At 42.8% G+C, this 17,406-nt stretch carries 19 protein-coding genes; 2 read left to right on the forward strand and 17 right to left on the reverse strand.

Annotated features, from left to right (window positions below):
• The first annotated feature begins 159 nt into the window (after positions 1–159).
• Entirely contained in the window at positions 160–762 is a 603-nt protein-coding gene (locus tag DPF93_RS07140) for a DUF6198 family protein (RefSeq protein WP_114765522.1), read from the forward strand.
• A gap of 705 nt (positions 763–1,467) precedes the next feature.
• Here DPF93_RS07140 and DPF93_RS07145 read toward each other — a convergent pair.
• From DPF93_RS07145 to DPF93_RS07175, 10 genes are all read right to left on the reverse strand, one after another.
• Positions 1,468–1,680, reverse strand: coding sequence for a hypothetical protein (locus tag DPF93_RS07145; RefSeq protein ID WP_075647854.1), 213 nt, complete (start codon positions 1,678–1,680; stop codon positions 1,468–1,470).
• Between the two features lie 55 nt (positions 1,681–1,735).
• On the reverse strand, positions 1,736–1,897 hold the full coding sequence (locus tag DPF93_RS21295) for a hypothetical protein (protein WP_164675332.1): 162 nt from the start codon (positions 1,895–1,897) through the stop codon (positions 1,736–1,738).
• 68 nt (positions 1,898–1,965) lie between these two features.
• Complete coding sequence (locus tag DPF93_RS21300; protein ID WP_164675333.1) at positions 1,966–2,127, reverse strand: hypothetical protein; 162 nt, start codon at positions 2,125–2,127, stop codon at positions 1,966–1,968.
• A gap of 57 nt (positions 2,128–2,184) precedes the next feature.
• Entirely contained in the window at positions 2,185–2,349 is a 165-nt protein-coding gene (locus tag DPF93_RS21305) for a hypothetical protein (RefSeq protein ID WP_164675334.1), read from the reverse strand.
• A gap of 58 nt (positions 2,350–2,407) precedes the next feature.
• Complete coding sequence (locus DPF93_RS07150) at positions 2,408–2,593, reverse strand: hypothetical protein (RefSeq protein ID WP_075647855.1); 186 nt, start codon at positions 2,591–2,593, stop codon at positions 2,408–2,410.
• A gap of 256 nt (positions 2,594–2,849) precedes the next feature.
• A complete protein-coding gene (locus tag DPF93_RS07155; protein WP_114765523.1) occupies positions 2,850–3,731 on the reverse strand; it encodes a LysR family transcriptional regulator in 882 nt (293 codons plus the stop codon).
• Between the two features lie 158 nt (positions 3,732–3,889).
• Positions 3,890–4,522, reverse strand: a complete 633-nt coding sequence (gene catB, locus DPF93_RS07160; RefSeq protein WP_114765524.1) for a type B chloramphenicol O-acetyltransferase — start codon at positions 4,520–4,522, stop codon at positions 3,890–3,892.
• A gap of 178 nt (positions 4,523–4,700) precedes the next feature.
• Positions 4,701–5,801: an ABC transporter permease gene (locus DPF93_RS07165; RefSeq protein WP_114765525.1), complete on the reverse strand. Its 1,101-nt coding sequence runs from the start codon at positions 5,799–5,801 to the stop codon at positions 4,701–4,703.
• The gene (locus tag DPF93_RS07170) at positions 5,798–6,724 is read right to left on the reverse strand and encodes an ABC transporter ATP-binding protein (RefSeq protein WP_114765526.1); all 927 of its coding nucleotides are present in this window, start codon (positions 6,722–6,724) and stop codon (positions 5,798–5,800) included. Before DPF93_RS07170 ends, DPF93_RS07165 begins: the two co-directional genes overlap by 4 nt.
• 2 nt (positions 6,725–6,726) lie before the next feature.
• Positions 6,727–7,677, reverse strand: a complete 951-nt coding sequence (locus tag DPF93_RS07175; RefSeq protein WP_114765527.1) for an HlyD family secretion protein — start codon at positions 7,675–7,677, stop codon at positions 6,727–6,729.
• A gap of 322 nt (positions 7,678–7,999) precedes the next feature.
• On the opposite strand from DPF93_RS07175, the gene DPF93_RS07180 reads away from it, so the two are divergent.
• On the forward strand, positions 8,000–8,677 hold the full coding sequence (locus DPF93_RS07180) for a response regulator transcription factor (protein ID WP_114765528.1): 678 nt from the start codon (positions 8,000–8,002) through the stop codon (positions 8,675–8,677).
• A 113-nt stretch (positions 8,678–8,790) separates the two neighbouring features.
• Here DPF93_RS07180 and DPF93_RS07185 read toward each other — a convergent pair whose 3' ends face one another.
• The 7 genes from DPF93_RS07185 to DPF93_RS07215 form a co-directional block, all read right to left on the reverse strand.
• Positions 8,791–10,062, reverse strand: coding sequence for a sensor histidine kinase (locus tag DPF93_RS07185; RefSeq protein ID WP_114765529.1), 1,272 nt, complete (start codon positions 10,060–10,062; stop codon positions 8,791–8,793).
• 14 nt (positions 10,063–10,076) lie between these two features.
• The gene (locus tag DPF93_RS07190) at positions 10,077–10,760 is read right to left on the reverse strand and encodes a response regulator transcription factor (RefSeq protein WP_114765530.1); all 684 of its coding nucleotides are present in this window, start codon (positions 10,758–10,760) and stop codon (positions 10,077–10,079) included.
• 16 nt (positions 10,761–10,776) lie between these two features.
• Positions 10,777–11,319, reverse strand: a complete 543-nt coding sequence (locus DPF93_RS07195; RefSeq protein WP_114765531.1) for a type II secretion system protein — start codon at positions 11,317–11,319, stop codon at positions 10,777–10,779.
• A 38-nt stretch (positions 11,320–11,357) separates the two neighbouring features.
• Complete coding sequence (locus DPF93_RS07200; protein ID WP_114765532.1) at positions 11,358–13,055, reverse strand: GGDEF domain-containing protein; 1,698 nt, start codon at positions 13,053–13,055, stop codon at positions 11,358–11,360.
• Positions 13,056–13,335: 280 nt separating this feature from the next.
• A complete protein-coding gene (locus DPF93_RS07205) occupies positions 13,336–13,824 on the reverse strand; it encodes a type II secretion system protein (RefSeq protein ID WP_114765533.1) in 489 nt (162 codons plus the stop codon).
• Between the two features lie 461 nt (positions 13,825–14,285).
• A complete protein-coding gene (locus DPF93_RS07210; RefSeq protein WP_114765534.1) occupies positions 14,286–15,794 on the reverse strand; it encodes a DUF3360 domain-containing protein in 1,509 nt (502 codons plus the stop codon).
• Between the two features lie 776 nt (positions 15,795–16,570).
• Positions 16,571–17,218 carry an HAD family hydrolase gene (locus DPF93_RS07215; protein ID WP_114765535.1) on the reverse strand — a complete coding sequence of 216 codons (648 nt, stop codon included), beginning with the start codon at positions 17,216–17,218 and terminating at the stop codon, positions 16,571–16,573.
• Positions 17,219–17,406 lie beyond the last annotated feature (188 nt).

Raw genomic sequence — 17,406 nt, forward strand, 5'->3', positions numbered from 1 at the left:
AGTAAAAGTAGCTCACACACCCATGTAAACTTAACGCTACGCTTGCGCGTGGCGTTTTTTTTGCTATTTATTCGACATTTTTGACCGCTGACGCCATTTTATGGCACGGAAAATATGCCCTTGTGCTGTTTACAAGGGAGAAAGCAAAGGAAAGCATACATGGATAAGGACCATTCCCTATATGAAAACTTATTGGCGCTTACTTTAGGTAGCGCATTGGTTTCATTAGGCGTCATCTTCTTCAATCAAGTCGGGCTGCTTACTGGTGGGACGGCTGGTTTGGCAATTTTTATTACTAAAGTGACCGACTTTAGTTTCGGACAAGTCTTCTTTGCCCTCAATCTGCCTTTCTACTACTTATCAATTACTCGTATGGGGTGGCGCTTCACCATCAACACCTTTGTAGCAGTGGCAATCGTGTCGTTAGCCGTAGACCATTTACACTATGTTATAGAGCTAAAGCAGCTTCACGAGGTATACGCAGCGCTAATTGGTGGAGGATTGATTGGTACAGGGATGCTGGTTATCTTTCGTCATAAGATGAGCTTAGGCGGTTTTAATATCCTCGCGCTGTTTTTACAAGACCGCTTTGGCATTCGTGCAGGCAAAGTGCAGATGGCGCTTGATTGCAGCATAGTCTTTATGTCGCTGTTTATCGTGCATTGGAGTTTGATTGCGTTATCGGTCGTTGGTGCGGTGGTGACAAATCTGATTTTAGCGATGAACCATAAACCTGGACGTTATCAGCCACAACCCAATTAACAGTAGCCTAGTAAGAAACAGGCAAAAAAAAAGCGCCCATATGATAAGCAAACATATGGGCGAAAAATTGGGCAACAATTTGAAATTGTTAATTGGAGATGTTGGTAAACATCCATATTCAAACTGTTAAAACATTCTCGATCTTACGAATGATTTGTTCAGTATGACCAACCCCGCTAACTTAACACTTCTGTTACGAATCGTTAATTGATAAATTTACAAAGATAAATTCCAAAATTGCAATTTAGCTGCTAGCCCTTGTCCCATAAGGGTTTAATAACATCCAACCTGATCACTTCTGTTAGTGTCTTTAGTTTCGCCAAAAGCGATATAAACTATTGATAAAAAGCGTAAACCAAAAAAGAAAATTTACGTCTAAACTGCTACTTGGTGAAATAATCTGCAATAAAATGCAACAAGCTGTCTTAGAAAAAAATACGCTGATATAACCGATCAGTTTGCTGATCAATAGCTAGAATGTTTAACTTTTTTGTAATGTATGCCATGCGGTTTATTGGTGAGTGATAACATTTGTTGAGAGTTGAGAGTTGAGAGTTGAGAGTTGAGAGTTGAGAGTTGAGAGTTGAGGGGAATGATCCCGTTGGGTAGACACTGATTAGAGGTTAGAGATTAGTGGGTGTAGGGCGTTATTAGATTAATTATAAATTGGAGTTTGGGAAAAACCGCTCCTCCTTGAGCCAAAAATCATTTCATGCTTTTTGCTGCATGTTCAATTTGCTTTGGTGACATGCCAATGGCAATAGCGCCAGTAGCAATCGCTTTGATGGTTTGCTCTGTTGTCACTTCTGCCTTGGCTGATTTGTCATGATTGTCTGCGTCATCTTGTTGATTGGCTGCGTGTACGCCAAATGCTGAGAATGATAACAGGGACAAAGCAATAACAATTGCCGTTCTCATAGTAAAACCTCTTCAATGTTTTGTTGGTCATCGTCGACTAATGACCGATTTTTTATTAAATGGCTTGCTGAATTTGTGCATGCGACATGCCAACGCTAATCGCACCACTAGCAAGACCTTGAGCAACTCGCTCTGCTGATACCGTCGCTGTGTTAGCTTGGGTAGCAAAAGCAGAAACCGAGAAAATAGATAACGCGATAATCAGAGCTTTTTTCATAGTTATTACCTTCTAAATTTTATTTTTTGAATGACTAATCAAATTAACAATGGTTATTTTAGTTCGGGTTATTTCAGTACGTTTTGAATTTGTTTTGGTGTCATACCAATAATAATCGCGCCTGACGCAACACCCTTAATCGCTTGTTCTGCCGTTACATGAGCATTGGTATGGGCAGCGTAAGCAGAAATAGAGAAGATAGATAGCGCGATAACTAGTACTTTTTTCATAGTGTTTACCTTTTCCTTTTCAGTGTTGTCGTTAAGTGTTGAGCTGGTTGGTTTAAATTAGTTAATTGCTTTTTCAATTTGTTTTGCTGACATACCAACGCTGATTGCGCCAGTTGCGAAGCCTTTAATAGCTTTCTCTGTTGATACATTTGCAGTGAATGAGTGTGCTGCGAATGCTGAAACAGAGAAGATTGATAGTGCGATAACTAGTGCTTTTTTCATGATGTTTTCCTTTATGACTGATTTTTATTTGTTAATTGTGTTGAGCTGACTTTATTTCTTATTTCACTGCGTTTTCAATTTGGCTAGCAGACATACCGAAGCTGATTGCGCCGTTGCCGATAGCTTTAATTACTTGTTCAGTTTGTTGAGCTTGACCATTAACAGCGTGGCTTGAAAATGCTGCGTGCGCTGCGAAAGCTGAAACTGAAAGTACTGACAATGCGATAACTAGTGCTTTTTTCATAATTTGATCTTCTTCTTATTTATTTAGGTTTTGGGCGGTGCCCCTCTCGATGTGGTGAATATTAATGAGACTTGGCTCACGTTTACAGGAAATGCGGAATTTCCATTTTGGAAATTACCGTGTCTGAGTTCACATAATGAGCGTTTAGCTCGAATGGTATGCAATTTGACTTTTTATTAAGCAATAAAAAAGCCTCACATAAAGTGAGGCTAGAAAAGTGAGGCTTAAAGTTCTTGATTTGATAATCTATTATTTATCAATAGCTTAGGTTGGACAGTACGCGTTCACCAACGTTGTAAAGCCACGTTTTTTGCGGATCGTTTTGCTTTGCACGGTGAAAACTCATCACGCAATGAAGATTGAGATTTGTGAGCGGAAGCCCAATTGCTCGGCAGTTTTTAGGGATCACTCGCGACATGGTAAAAGAGAAGTGATCGGAATTGGTGACGATATTTTCGATGGTCAAGGTATTCTCGACTTCGACATCTGCGGTAATACGATGCCCAAGGCTCGCCAGACGCTCAAATAACGGGTAGCGCACGTCATTCCAGCCAGGGTTTCTTGTGATCACAAAGGGATATTGCTTCAGTTCTTCAAAAGTTTGCGCGGGATGATCGTCGCGAACATAAAAAGCAGGGGAGATATTACATAGCGCTTTTTGCTGAATAACTTGCGGCAGAGTTTCATCGTAAATACCAAATAGCACGGAATTTTCGCCTTCAATAAGACGAGTGCGTGCTTCCAGGTTCCATTGACGCATGGAAAATTTGGCATGGGGCGCTTCTTTACGCAGGGCTAAATAGAGCTTGTCGCCAAAGTTATCCCAAAATAACGCGTGTCCATATAGGATAATTTCTTGCTTAAGCGTTTGTGGATCAAAGTCTGTCGGCTGAATAGAGTCAAAGGTAGCCAAAATAGCTTCAAAGTGACTGATGTTGGTTTCGATAAACGTAGTGGGTTCGAAACCTTTGCGGGTCTGAATAAATAGCGGGTCTTCGAAATGAAGTTTAAGTTTAGATAAGATTTTACTGACGGCACTAGAGGTTTTCCCTACCGCGTCCGCGACTAGCTTTACGTTTCTTAGTTCATGCATTTTAACTAAGACAAAAATACTTTGGATATCTAAATTGTTCCCCATTTCCACTGCTCTGAATCAATTTAACCAGAGCGAAATATATAGAATATCGCCCCCTTAACTCAATGATCTAGGTCGGTAAATAGTGAGAGCAAGCTAACAATATGCGCATCTGGCACACATAAATGGACAAATGGCGTCCAGAGGAGCGCCATTGAAGATTATTTTTGTACGTTTTCACGCCAGTAGCGATAAAGCGCGGCGATATCCTGCGAGCTTAGTAATGGCATTGCACCTTGCAACGCGTCATCACTCCAGTTCCACCACTGCATTTCTAATAACATCGCAATTTCTTCGGCGGCAAAACGGTAGCGAATATGTTTGGCAGGGTTAGCACCAACGATAGAATAGGGCTCTACATCTTTGGTGACGACTGCGCGTGAAGCAATGACTGCGCCATCACCGATTTTTACCCCAGCCATAATCATCGCTTCAGAGCCAATCCAAACATCGTTACCAATTACGGTATCACCCGCACGTTCAAAAGCATCATTAGCACCGGCAAACAAAGGGCTCTCTTGGTAGAAAAACGGAAAAGTGCTCGCCCAATCGTGACGGTGACCTTGATTACCCGCCATGATAAAAGCCGCACCTGAGCCAATTGAACAGTAGCTGCCGATGATCAACTTATCGACATCATTGCGGTTAGGCATCAAGTAGCGCGCACAGTCATCAAAGCTGTGCTTGTGGTAATAACCCGAGTAGTAACTGTGTTTGCCCACAATGATGTTTGGGTTGGTGATTTGGTCTTCAATCGGTTTGCCGACAAAAGGGCTTTCAAAATAGTTTGTCATTATGATCTCTTCATTCTATTAATTTTTGATCTTCTTGAGATTGGTACTGGTTACGGCTGAGATTATAGCGATAACCGAGCCCTAAGTAACAAGTGATAAGTGTACTTGGTGTAAAGGAAAAGCGCGATCCGTTTACTCGTAAACCGATCGCGCAGTAGGGAAGAGATGTTGATTGGACTTAGTCGAGGGACTTTTTAAAGCGTTTCGACGCAACCATTAAGCCGATAACCGTAAAGGCAGCAAGCCAGAGGCTATCACGCCACAAATCAGCTAAATCTGCTCCACGTAATACTATCCCGCGTATTAAGCGCATAAAGTGAGTCGCCGGTAATACCTCGGATATCCACTGCGCAGCCACTGGCATGGCTTCGTAAGGGAACATAAAACCCGAGAGTAAAATTGATGGCAGCAGGATAAATACCGTCATCTGCATCGCTTGTAGTTGGGTACTCGCAATCGTCGAAATGACTAAGCCTAAGGTTAAACTGGCGGCGATAAACAGCAGCGTTCCCAGTAAAATTTGGCTGAGCGCGCCATTGATTGGGACACCAAAAATAGAATGACCTAATCCCAGAATGATCCCGACCTGAATTAAACCCACGAAGATATAAGGTACGATCTTCGCGACCATCAGTTCCATCGAGTGGATCGGTGTTGTGATGAGTAGCTCTAGGTTGCCTCTTTCACGTTCACGTACGATGGCAGCACTGGTAAACAAAATCATCGTCATTGTAAGAATCACGCCGAGTAAGCCAGGAACGATGTTAACCGCTGAGCGCTGGCTCGGGTTATAAAACAGCGCAACTTCGAAGGTTTTATGCACTTGAGGTTTGATCTCAAAATCGAAATCCGTCAGTGGCATACTTTGTAAGCCCAGTATTGCAGCACTGATCATGGTATCGGAGCCATCGACGATCCATTGTCCGAGTTCACGCCCTTGCACCATACGCTGAGTGAGGTCAGGCGGCAAAATCAACGCAGCTCGCACTAGACCCTCTTGTATCGCTTGCTCTGCCTCTTGTGGAGTGGCAAAACGCTGGGTGATATCGACCACTTGCGTGACACGAACAGATTCAGTTAGCACGCGACCAGCGGCACTTTGGCTTTGATCAACCACAGCAACAGGGATATTGCGCACATCGGTATTAATTGCAAAACCAAACAGTAGCAGTTGAATAAGCGGGATCATCACCACCATACCAAAGGTAATGCGATCACGAGAAAGCTGGCGGATCTCTTTGATCATCACCGCTTTCATTCGGGCGAGACTCTTGATCATTGGCGTCCCTCCCCGGTAACGGTAACAAACACATCTTCTAAACTTGGACGGGCGATATTCATTTCAGCGCCTTTTAGTTCAGGGAACTCATTGGCAAGCCACTCCATCGGGTTGGTTACTTGATCATAAATCAAAACGCGTAGGCGAATACCCAGTTGCGCCGCTGAGCGCACTTGTGGGCGTTGCAGGAGCTTGTCTTTCAGTGCTCGTAGCGCAGGGGCTTTGACTTCAACAATATTCACGCCCATTTCAGCCATGAGACGTTCCGGCTCACCATCGGCGCGAATCAGTCCTGACTCCATAATGGCGAGGCGATGGCAACGTTCAGCTTCATCCATGTAGTGGGTCGTGACTAAGATGGTGGTACCTTGATCGCTGAGATCAAACAACTGCTCCCAAAACTCACGGCGATTCTCAGGGTCTACCGCCGAAGTGGGCTCATCAAGGAACAGTAATTCAGGTTTGTGCATCGTTGCAGCCGCAAGAGAAAGACGCTGTTTCTGTCCGCCACTCATGCCGCTAACGCGCTGCTTTCTGCGTTGATCGAGTCCATAAATGGCAAGTTGTTGGTTGATGCGATTGCGCAGTTCGCTATTTGGCATACCGAATATCTGCCCAATAAACTGCAAGTTTTCTTCTACCGTAAGATCATCATAGAGAGAGAATTTTTGTGTCATATAACCGATTTTTAAACGTAGTAGCTCCGACTGTTTGGGGATCTCTAGCCCTAACACATCGACGTTGCCAGAGGTTGGGCTGAGCAAGCCAGTCAACACGCGAATGGTGGTTGATTTGCCACAACCATTAGGACCCAGGAAACCATAGATACTGCCTTTAGGTACATTGAGGTTGATGCCTTCAATCGCGGTAAAATCACCGAATTTTTTCACCACGTCACTGGCTTGAATTGCATAATCTGACATGGTTACTCCTCACTAAGATCCACTTGCGCGGCTAAACCTGAAGGTAATTTGATTGCCGCTTGGGTTAGGTCCACTTCTGCCAAGTACATCAGGCGAGAGCGCTCCTCTTCAGTGAGTGCATAGTAAGGGGTAAATGATGGTTCGGTTGATACCCAGCGTACAGTACCGTTAAAGGCTTGCTCGACACCATCAACATGCACTTTCACCGCTTTACCGGCAATAAAATCGACACGGTGACTGGCAGGAACATAAACGCGTGCATAAGGGATCTGGCTGGCTTGCACTACCGCGACAATACCGTTAACAGGCACGCGTTCACCTAAGTTGTACGGTAGGTTATCCAGCACGCCAGAGCGGGTGGCGACAATGGTGAGCTCCGCCAGTTTTTGCTCTTCTAATGCGACATCAGCCTCGGCTGCCGCAAGCGCTGCTTTTGCTTGTTCGATGTCTTCAAGGCGAGAGCCTGCGGTTAGTTTGGCGAATTCTTCATTGGCAGAGTCTAACTCAGCTCGAGCCGAATCACGCGCAGCAAGCGCTGCATCTTTTTCGGATTGGCTGATCAGCTTTTTCGCTACCAGTTCTGCTTTACGTTGGTAGTTTTTTTGCGCTTCGGTGAGTTGTGCTTGGCTGCGCACAACACGCGCTTGCGCAGCTGCAATATCTTCAGGGCGTTCACCATTGGTGAGTTTCAGTAAGTAGGCATCCGCTTTGGCTTGTTCGGCAATCGCGTGAGCGAGTAGGGCTTGTTGGTTTTTAGTGTCCAATTTTACCAGTACATCGCCTTCATTGACCATGCTGCCTTCTTTGACCGGTAACTCACGGATAATTTCATTTGCTGTGGCAGAGAAGGTGACTCGGTCACGCTCAAGAGTGCCAAGTGCTTTCTCTTTTTCGATAGGTGTACAAGCATTGAGTGTGATGAGCAATAGGGCGCTTAACAGGAGTTTTTTCATGCACTTAGTCTCTAGTTCACTTGGTGATATATGCAGCTTAGTTGAAATTCTCTGGCTGCAATGTGATCAAATCTTTAACTTAGCTATAGAGTAGTGTTTTTAGTAAGGTGAAGAAAAGTAACATAATTCCCCACATATTCATCAAGTGATGAATTTATGGGGTCTCGTTTTCATTTTGTATTCGCGTGTAGGTATGCGGCACCTATAAAGCATTGGATTAAGTTGTCAAACTATAGGTCTTTCGTTAGTGTATTTACTTTACTAGAAAGCGAATGCATCTCTTGCTCGTTGATACATTCCCTCTTTGTTTAGGAAAATGATCATGGTCCAGGTGAATACACTTCAATTGTTGCTTGTCGAAGACAATCTTGAACTGGCAGAAACTACCATCGAACACTTCGAATTGGAGGGTATCGGCTGTGATCACGTTTCAAACGGCTCTGCCGCCCTTGATGTGATGATGAAAGCCAATCATGACGTTGTGATTCTCGATGTCAATTTACCGCGCTTTTCTGGTATAGAAGTGTGTAAAAAAATACGAGAGCAAGGCAAAGACGTGCCAATCATTATGCTGACTGCTCGTGATTCGTTGGACGATAAAATTGCAGGGTTTGAAGCGGGTGCTGATGACTATTTGACCAAACCATTCGCTTTTGAAGAACTATTAATGCGCATTAAGGTTCTATCACGTCGTCGTAGTGGTGAAGTCAACGTTATAACACTCAAAGATCTACAAATGAACGTTAAAGAGCGTAACGTAAAACGTGGTGCAGATGAAATCAAACTATCACCAACGGGTTACCGTATTCTCGAGGTGTTACTGCGTTCAACCCCAAACCCAATCAGTCGAGAAGATTTAATTCAAAAGGTTTGGGGTGACGAGCAGCCCGATACTAATAGCCTAAAAGTTCATATGTTTAAGCTAAGGCATGCGCTAGACGATAACTATGAGGAAAAGCTGCTTCACACGGTGAAAAGTTTTGGTTTTGTCCTCAGGTAGTTGTAGTCTTTAACATGTATTTTGGCTGGTTTCACTCACCAACAGAATCACTGGTATGATAACTACCTAGTAGGAAAAATATAAAACCATTTTCTTCCAATGAGCGACTCTCGTTACGCAAAGATCACTTTAACTACGCGACCATTAGGTAGGACATGTTCTTGATACTGCCAGAAGTATTTATCGCAGATCTTTTTGATCAGCAGTAGTCCAAGCCCAAAACCTGTGGTTTCATGAGTTAGATTGTTGCTAACGTCCAGATTTGTCACCTCGACCTCCATACCGCTTTGCTTGATGACAACCGTACCCTCAATAGTATGCTGGAACGCATTGCGTATTAGGTTAGTGATAACGATTTTACACATGTCGGAGAGGTGCAAGCACTCATAGTTATCGACGTGGATTTCGACCTCTACGGACTTTCCTTCTAACATGTAACGCTGCTCATTCACCACTTCTTCTACCAACACGCCCAGGCTAGTCATAATCTCTTTCAGTTCAGTGGATTTTTCATTGTTGAGCCACAATAAGCTTTCGCACAAATTTGACATCGCGATGCTGTTATTTTCGATTCTTTGCAGATTTTTAAACAACCGCTCTTTTGGCATATCGTTAGCGATCATCTTATTCATTAACTCAGCATTGGAGCGAATAACAGCAATCGGTGTTCTTAGTTCATGACTAGCATAGCGAATAAATTCCTTTTCTTTATTAACGCTTTTTTGTACCGCAAACAACGAATTACTAATCACCCGAGCCATCATATTTAGCTCAGAAAATTTAAAATCTGGAATAGAGGCTAAATCACCACTTTCTCGAATACTCATCGTCCACGCTTTTAACTCCTCTACTGGCTTGGTCACTTTATGCAAGATAATGAACAAACCAATCAAGAAAAACGCTAGAAGTATCGCGACAAACAGCAATATATAGTCGAGTTGTGGTAATAAGTTTATGTTGAGCGTATCGGTTAGTTCATCAAATGCATCTTTTCTTATCTTCACCGCAACATATTTGGTTGTTCCTGATACTTCAGTTTTGATAAGTAAATAGATAAACCGTTTCGGTGCCTTATCCTCGCTGTATGACACTTCGGTGGATTTACACAATTCGCCCGTCGTAATTTGATCCTTGTTGAATTTTAACTGGAAAATCAGTGGCAGGTCATTCCAGCTGGACGCGATCACAAAGGGGGAGTTTATTATCGGCTTACCGTCAGAGGGATGTTCGGTTTCAGCCTTAACGAGCATAACGCCCTTAACAACCAAATCGACACCAATATAAAGGTTATAAGTACTGTAAGAGCCTGCGACTGTGGCGAGTATGATCCCCAGCGCAACAGAAACAGTAATAACGTAAACTCTGAGGCTCTCTTTAATCTTCACAGGTAAATCCTATTTTAATGCTCTGCGCGCAGTACATAACCAAAATTTGGGAGTGTATGAATCAATTTTGTCTCGCGACCTTTATCAACGGCCTGACGAAGTTTGAACATGTGCACTTTCAAACTGTTGCTCTCCGGTGATGCGTCTCCCCACACCAAGCGTATTATCTTACTCTTACTGACCGGAGAGGGGCTTGCTCTCATCATAACTTTTAAAATGCTGTAGCAAGTAGGGGATAGGCTTAATTCTTGCCCACCACGAAAAACCGTCCGGCTCTCAAGATCTAAAATCAAATCATCGACAACAAACTGTGCTTGAGCCCCATTCCTGCGTTTCAGCAGCACCTGAACACGAGCTATTAGCTCTTCAAGCGCAAATGGCTTAATCATGTAGTCATCAGCACCGACTTGAAAACCCGCGAGTTTATCATTGAGACCACTACGCGCGGTTAAAATCAACACCGGTAGATCAATACCATCTAAACGCATCTCTTCGCACACCTTAAGACCGGATAGTTGAGGTAAATTTACATCGAGAATAACCAAGTCATATTCATCTGAGCGTGCTAACTTTAATGCCAGCATTCCGTTAGATACATGGTCACAGTTGATGCCTTGGATCTCGAAATATTCCATGATGGTCTTAGCGAGTTCAATATTATCATCGACCAATAATATATGTTTGTGTATTACATCCATTTACTTTATTCCATCACTAACAATCTTCTGTCTCTAGGGTTGTTGTACTTTTGCCTGTTTTAGTTGCTGTCGCTGGGGTGTAGTGAATGCGGCAACGAAACTCCGTGAGCTCGTCCCAATCGCCTTCAAATGGTGGAAAAATCCAAAATCCGCCGTCGTAGTCTGTTTCAAAGTTAAGGGCTTCAACACCATGATAATCTTCGTTTAGTTGGGCGATATCGGCATCAACGAGTTGATTGAATTGTGCAAATGCTTCATCAGGGAAGAACACAAACCATGGGTAATTGTCTTCATTGGTTAGGCGAATTTGTTGACCGTTTAATACCAAACAACGCATTTGCTTGTGATAGTCACATGGCTGGATGTCAGCTGACGGTAGTTGTGACTTAACTGCCACCGCAGCAAATGCTGAGTCGATGACACCTTGAGTAGCTTTGAGAGTCGCGATTCTGGCGTCTGATTGTAATCCCATAAATTTAGGCACGGCAACCACCGCTAAAACGCCCAAAATTACAATCACTAGAACCATCTCAAACAGTGTAAAACCTTTACTGTTCATAAAACCTCTAGAAATTTGAGACGTCCCTGTCTAAGCGATTAAATTACAAAATCCACACTGCGCTGGCGTTTGATTTGACGTTTAGCGGCGTACATATTTGTGTCTGCGACTTCGATTGCGGCATGGATATCGTGATTGCTTACTTTGGCTAGACCATAAGCGAACGATAAGTCGTAGCCTTTTTTGTCAAAGTAAGAGGTCATTTTGGCATTTAATGAGTTCAATCTGTTTTCGATATCGTCGTAAGAAGATGAGTCAAAAACGATCACAAATTCATCCCCACCATAACGAATCACCAAGTCCTTCTCACGCAATGATGTTTTGAGTAAGCAGGCAAAATCGACCAAACAAGCATCTCCAACCCGATGACCGAAGGTATCATTAACCGCTTTGAAACCATTCATATCCAAAAACGCGACGATACGATCCTCATATGAATTCAACTGATATTTCAAAAATGAGCGGGTATAACACTTGGTCAACTCATCCTTGCTCACATCCATCAGTCCAACGTTCGACGGACACACTGTGGTAATGATGAATTTCTTGTCGTTGTAAATCATCTTCTCGCGAATAGTGTCGTACTCGACGCCATCAAAAAACTCTTTATCCTTGTGAAACATCAGATCGTCATCAATAAGAATGTATTTATCTTTCTCGAGACACAGACGATAACTTTCGTTTTCACTGATAATGTCTTGCGGATCGATTCCCACAATACTGGTGCCAACTAATTCGCGGTGCGCGGCGTTATCGTAGGTAACAACCCCGTGCTCATTGCGAATAATCACCAGTTTTTCAGTTGAATCAATCAAGGACATTACGCCGTTACCAATAATGGTTGAGCTATTAAAGTAGATGTCTCGCAAGTTCTTCAACGTCACCTTGATGTCTTGGTTATGAACTAAACCCAACACGTCGTTTTGTTCGATAAAACGGTTTACCGCTTCATCTGTGAGTGAACAGGTTCCATTCTCGACTAGGAAGTTATAAAGCTTATAATCCAAGTCCAACCCCACGCGCTGCGAATCTTCCAAATAGGTTTCTGGCGCATGATTGACGAAGCCATCGAGCTTAACGATCTCTTCCAATAGCATCGGTCTAAAGAAGTAAAAACCTTGAATCACAGGGCTTTCTGCAAACAACTCGATTAACTCTTTCTGACGCACGTTTTCTACGCCTTCAAAAACTACTTTGCGTGTGCATAAAGTAGTTATTTTTGAGTACAGGAAAGAGAGATGTCGAAACTTGCTGTAATTCACCTCGATGTCATGTACCAAAGAGCGATCGAATTTCACTTCATCTGCACCAATCGTTAAAGCGAGATCGGTCCTTGCGAAATCTTTACCGAAGTCATCAATAGATATCTGAATATTGTTTTGTTTAAGCAACGATACGCTGTTTAAAAACGTACCATTCAGATCTACATCTTGGTGTTCGACCAACTCGAGAATGATGTGTCTATCTTTTAGTTGCTTAATTGCACTGGTAACAAAGTCATCATTCAACAGAGATGTAGGGTGAATATTGATCGAAACTGGAATCTTGATGTCATATTGCTCGACATCTTGTAGACACAGTTTCATTACCATTAGATCCAACGCCACCGTGTCGGTCACACCGGTTAGGTAGTCAGGTATGGATTGCATTACGTTAACGGGTCTTAGTAATGCTTCAAGACCAACAATAACGTTGTCGTTCATCTTTGGCTGGTATAACAAGTAAAAGTCAGACATTAGAAACCTTCATGCTGTAGTAACTGTTGGAACACGAACTTTGTCGCTCCAAACCATGAGCTCACTAGCCTCTTGTTTCTTGTCATCCATTTAACAAGCTAAATTCCATCTCAAAGCCTTTGCTTTAAGAGGCACAGTGTGTGATATGGTTCATATTTTAAGTTTTTGATGGTTAACGTTAAGTTAACGCTAACCCTTGTTTTGATTGTTTATTTTTATCGTTTCAATAAATGGTATTTATATTAACTAGGCGCATATAAGAGGCATTACCTGCTGAGCGCTATTGCTGGAGGCTTGGTTCGATTAGACCGTGGCATTCAGTTCTGTTATCAACAACTTCGGTAGTCGCAGAGGTCGTCGCATTAGCCTGTGAGTATTTAAGGCAATACTGGTCATAATCGGGCAAACCAAAGTAGATAATGTTGCGGTTCGGGTCAGTTCGGTGTCCCCAATCTTGTTGTAATCCTTGAATTACAATTGAGAGATCTTTGAATGTAGCCTTAGGGTAACCATAAGCGATATCTAAATCGGCACTACCATTGGCATCGGTGTCTAAGCTTGTTTCGCTTTTTTGTTCAATCCCCAAGATAACTGCCTTGCTATATACAATCCCCATAGAGCCAAGAAATGCTCCCTTTAAACCGTCTATCGCGGCGTTTTTTGCATCGTCTTGTAAATTTAGAAAACGCGGGGCAGCGGTCACAGACAAGATACCCAGAATGACGATAACGATGACCAACTCAATTAAAGTAAAGCCTTTTGCGTTCATGTATTTTCCCAATATTCAGTAATAACTAGATGAGGATGTATGCCAATTTCACTGCGTACATCGGTAATTTCTGGCGAATATATGCTGTGTCGAGTTAACGCTGGGTTAAGAAAGCTGATGTCAGGAAAATATTTGTGTTTGAGCAACGACAGGGTGACCGCTCTTTAAGCTATGGTGAAGAAAGCGATCTTGTTTTAGGTTGATATTGCTTTGGGTTGTTGTTCAGCAGGTTTTGGACAGTAGAAGCGCTCTGGTGGACGATCGGTTGCAGGTACGTACCGTCTAAAGAGGCAGTATGTTCTATTTAGAATGGTGGGTGGTGATTGCGCTAAATTTATCTGCTGGAGCGACTAATTTAATGACGCCAGTTCCCCTTTGTCTTACCAAAGAGGAACTGGAAATGCGCTTTTTTATGAGTGTAGGCTTTGATTTAAATTTAGAATTTGTAACTTCCCGAGAGGTTAACGAAAACTTGGAAGAATCGCAGGAAGACCCGGCAGAAGACCAACTAGTGCCATCACACCACTTAGGACAATAAACATGATGCCAGGCAACACCCAGCGGCTCATTTTACTTAGTTCACCGCTACGCTCTTTACAACCGACTAAGCCGAGATTATCCAAAAGCATGGTTAGAGACCAGCCAAATGCTGGGTTAACTAGGGCTGAAGAAAATACAACAATTGCTGCTGATTGCGTGGTTTTACCTTCACGCGTCATTTCCATTCCCGCTTCTAGCAATGGCACGAATACTCCAACAATGAGCGCAACGCAAAGTACAGGTTGCCAGATTGCTAAATCCATTGGGTAGCCCCAAATCGCGGCTATGATACAGAACAGTGCGGTCAGCAAAGCGCCAGCAGGAATAGGACGTTTAGCAATCGCCGCTGGCACGATATAAGTACCCCATGAAGAAGTAAAATTAGCACCGCCGAGCAGAGAACCGAACGTTTGACGAATTGAAGCTGTGGTCATGGTATCGTCAATGTTCATGTGTACTTTTTCTGTACGTTCAGGGTAACTGATTTTTTGAAACACTTGATGCCCTAAAAAGTCAGGTGACCACATAGCCACGGCTAAAATCGCAAAAGGTAATACCACCATGAAATGTTCAACGGTAGGTAAGCCTAACATCCAGCCAGTATTCTCTCCCCACCAATACATAGGGTTCATATTGGGTAAACCTGGCTCGGTTTGAAAAGAGAACGGCGCGCCCATGGCAAAAGCTAAACTACCACCTAGCAAGCAACTAAGCGGCACTGCTAGCCAACGTTTACGAAAATGTTCTAATAATGCATACAAAACAATCGTGCATAAGATCACCACAAAAGCAATGTGACTCATACCGATTCCCTCAGCCCAAGCGAATAGCTTTTTAACTTGAGAAACGGTTCCAACAAAGCCGAGGTAGAGTAATAGACCACCACATACCCCTTTACTGGTGAGGTTGGCTAACATGCTGCCACCTTTACTGATGGCTAAGATTAAGCCAAAAGCCCCAATCAGCAACCCAAATGCCATAGGGTGTCCGCCTGCGGCAACCACAATAGGAATTAACGGGATGAGTGGTCCGTGTGTACCTGCGAGGTTAGCGGTCGGTAATAAAAAACCGGAGAAAAGAATGATGAAAATAGAGGCTATCAGTAACTCATAACGAACATTTTCTAAAATAAAGCCTTCATTGAGCCCAAGAGCGCCTGCAAAGGTGGCCGCAATGGCGCCGACCATAACAATCTTACCAATCGTCCCTGCCATCGCGGGGATGGTATCTTCTAACTCAAATCGATAATCTTTAAATGGTAAATTTGGGCGCCAGCGCTTAGGCGCCATGATTTGCAGTTCGTGCTCTAAATATTGTTCTCGGGAAGCAAATTCCGAGCTTGGTTTATGTTGCTTTTCATAAGAGAGTTCATCCTCATTGACTTGAGGCTTATCTGTTTGTACGTGTAGGGGCTCTAAAGTACTGCTCATTGTGATTCCTTTCTCTCACACATCTTTGCTGTGCAATTCTAATAAACATTATTTACTCACGGCTCGAAACCTCTGTGGATTAGTTATTTATATTATCCACTTTAAGAATGTGAGGTTATGTGATTTGAAATTGTTTTTTTGTTGACGCCGTGTGGTTGAAATAGAGTTTTTAATAATTTAATTACGGTTGTTTTTTATTAATAAGAATCCTTATAAATAACCATTGTATAAAAGAAGAAATCAATACGTCACTAAAGTTGAACATAGAGATTAAGTGATTGACACTTTAAGCTAAAAGGGACGTTACTAATAGTTAGACATTAGTCGTAGGGTAGCAAGAGAGGTACAAATAAATCGCTAAAACAACAATGCCTGTCCCTCTGCGAGCCTTCACGTCGAAAGTGATAGCACCTAGCACTGGAGGGAATCTCGGCGATAGTCATTGGTTGGAGGTCTAAACTCTTTTTTAGGCGCTGACATAAATATTTTCAAATTAACTATAATGTTTAGAGTTAAAACGATAAATAATAACCAGTTAAATAACTAAATTAGTTGGAGTTGTTTTTAAATTTATAGCCTGTATTTTTTGTAATCCTATTTGGCTAATTTCTTGGCTTTATTTTAATTATTTCCCCATCTTAAAATTGGCTCTTAATTGGAAAGTGATAAGCTTTACACTAGGAGGAATAAAGAAAAGAATTTTTAGGTGTCGGGAACACCTAAAATCGACCGGATATTATTAATAAAAAAGGAGCCTTTCATGGCTCCTCTTGTTATCAACTTACTTTCAACTCTTGCAATACTGCACTTAACGAAGGTCTGATCTTATGACCAAGCGCTATGAGCTCGTCATTTGGTTCGACTAAATCAGGGATCTGGTAAGTTTGCATACCTGCTGACACAGCTGCACGCACGCCATTGGCTGAGTCTTCAAAGGCAAGACATTGGCTTGGCTCTACGCCAATACGCTTTGCGGCAAGTATATAGATTTCTGGATCTGGCTTACCATGACTCACTTCACAGCCACACGTTAACCCGTCGAAGTAACGATCTAAGCCTGCCAATCTGAGTTTGATTTCTGCGAGCTCTCTGCGCGTTGAAGTCGCAACTACCGTTGGGATGTTATTGGTATTTAGCCACTCAAGCAGTTCAACCACGCCTTCTTTAACATCAATCGCTTGATGGTGGGTGATTGCATCATAGTTGCGCTTCCATTCTTGATGAATGGCAGCTAGGTCATCGCCATAAGCTTGGATAAGGATCTTTTCTACCCCTGCGGCATTACGCCCGATGATGTTGAGGTAAGCATCTTTATGGAATGGGAAGCCTAACGTTTCACAAGCTTGCTTAAATACACGCATACACAGGCGCTCGGTATCTAGTAGCAAGCCATCCATATCAAAAATAGCGGCTTTAAAATTCATTTTGTAGCAAATAAAGAATGGAGTGGAGGAGCATTTTTACACAAAAAGGGTGATGAACCGAGTGAATATTTGCAAAAAAGCATTAGCCAAAAAAAACGATTTACGTCATTGTGATTAGCATTCTAACTCTATCGAATTTTCCAGTGCAGAATCGATAGAGCCACTATAAAAATAATATGGGAGTAAAA

It is taken from the genome of Vibrio rhodolitus (genome assembly GCF_003350325.1).
Classification (GTDB): domain Bacteria; phylum Pseudomonadota; class Gammaproteobacteria; order Enterobacterales; family Vibrionaceae; genus Vibrio; species Vibrio rhodolitus.

Excerpts from the sequence above, each read along its gene's own strand:
- DPF93_RS07140 (WP_114765522.1), top strand. The coding sequence starts at position 160 with ATGGATAAGGACCATTCCCTATATGAAAACTTATTGGCGCTTACTTTA.
- DPF93_RS07145 (WP_075647854.1), bottom strand. The coding sequence starts at position 1,680 with ATGAGAACGGCAATTGTTATTGCTTTGTCCCTGTTATCATTCTCAGCA.
- DPF93_RS21295 (WP_164675332.1), bottom strand. The coding sequence starts at position 1,897 with ATGAAAAAAGCTCTGATTATCGCGTTATCTATTTTCTCGGTTTCTGCT.
- DPF93_RS21300 (WP_164675333.1), bottom strand. The coding sequence starts at position 2,127 with ATGAAAAAAGTACTAGTTATCGCGCTATCTATCTTCTCTATTTCTGCT.
- DPF93_RS21305 (WP_164675334.1), bottom strand. The coding sequence starts at position 2,349 with ATGAAAAAAGCACTAGTTATCGCACTATCAATCTTCTCTGTTTCAGCA.
- DPF93_RS07150 (WP_075647855.1), bottom strand. The coding sequence starts at position 2,593 with ATGAAAAAAGCACTAGTTATCGCATTGTCAGTACTTTCAGTTTCAGCT.
- DPF93_RS07155 (WP_114765523.1), bottom strand. The coding sequence starts at position 3,731 with ATGGGGAACAATTTAGATATCCAAAGTATTTTTGTCTTAGTTAAAATG.
- catB (WP_114765524.1), bottom strand. The coding sequence starts at position 4,522 with ATGACAAACTATTTTGAAAGCCCTTTTGTCGGCAAACCGATTGAAGAC.
- DPF93_RS07165 (WP_114765525.1), bottom strand. The coding sequence starts at position 5,801 with ATGATCAAGAGTCTCGCCCGAATGAAAGCGGTGATGATCAAAGAGATC.
- DPF93_RS07170 (WP_114765526.1), bottom strand. The coding sequence starts at position 6,724 with ATGTCAGATTATGCAATTCAAGCCAGTGACGTGGTGAAAAAATTCGGT.
- DPF93_RS07175 (WP_114765527.1), bottom strand. The coding sequence starts at position 7,677 with ATGAAAAAACTCCTGTTAAGCGCCCTATTGCTCATCACACTCAATGCT.
- DPF93_RS07180 (WP_114765528.1), top strand. The coding sequence starts at position 8,000 with ATGGTCCAGGTGAATACACTTCAATTGTTGCTTGTCGAAGACAATCTT.
- DPF93_RS07190 (WP_114765530.1), bottom strand. The coding sequence starts at position 10,760 with ATGGATGTAATACACAAACATATATTATTGGTCGATGATAATATTGAA.
- DPF93_RS07195 (WP_114765531.1), bottom strand. The coding sequence starts at position 11,319 with ATGAACAGTAAAGGTTTTACACTGTTTGAGATGGTTCTAGTGATTGTA.
- DPF93_RS07200 (WP_114765532.1), bottom strand. The coding sequence starts at position 13,055 with ATGTCTGACTTTTACTTGTTATACCAGCCAAAGATGAACGACAACGTT.
- DPF93_RS07205 (WP_114765533.1), bottom strand. The coding sequence starts at position 13,824 with ATGAACGCAAAAGGCTTTACTTTAATTGAGTTGGTCATCGTTATCGTC.
- DPF93_RS07210 (WP_114765534.1), bottom strand. The coding sequence starts at position 15,794 with ATGAGCAGTACTTTAGAGCCCCTACACGTACAAACAGATAAGCCTCAA.
- DPF93_RS07215 (WP_114765535.1), bottom strand. The coding sequence starts at position 17,218 with ATGAATTTTAAAGCCGCTATTTTTGATATGGATGGCTTGCTACTAGAT.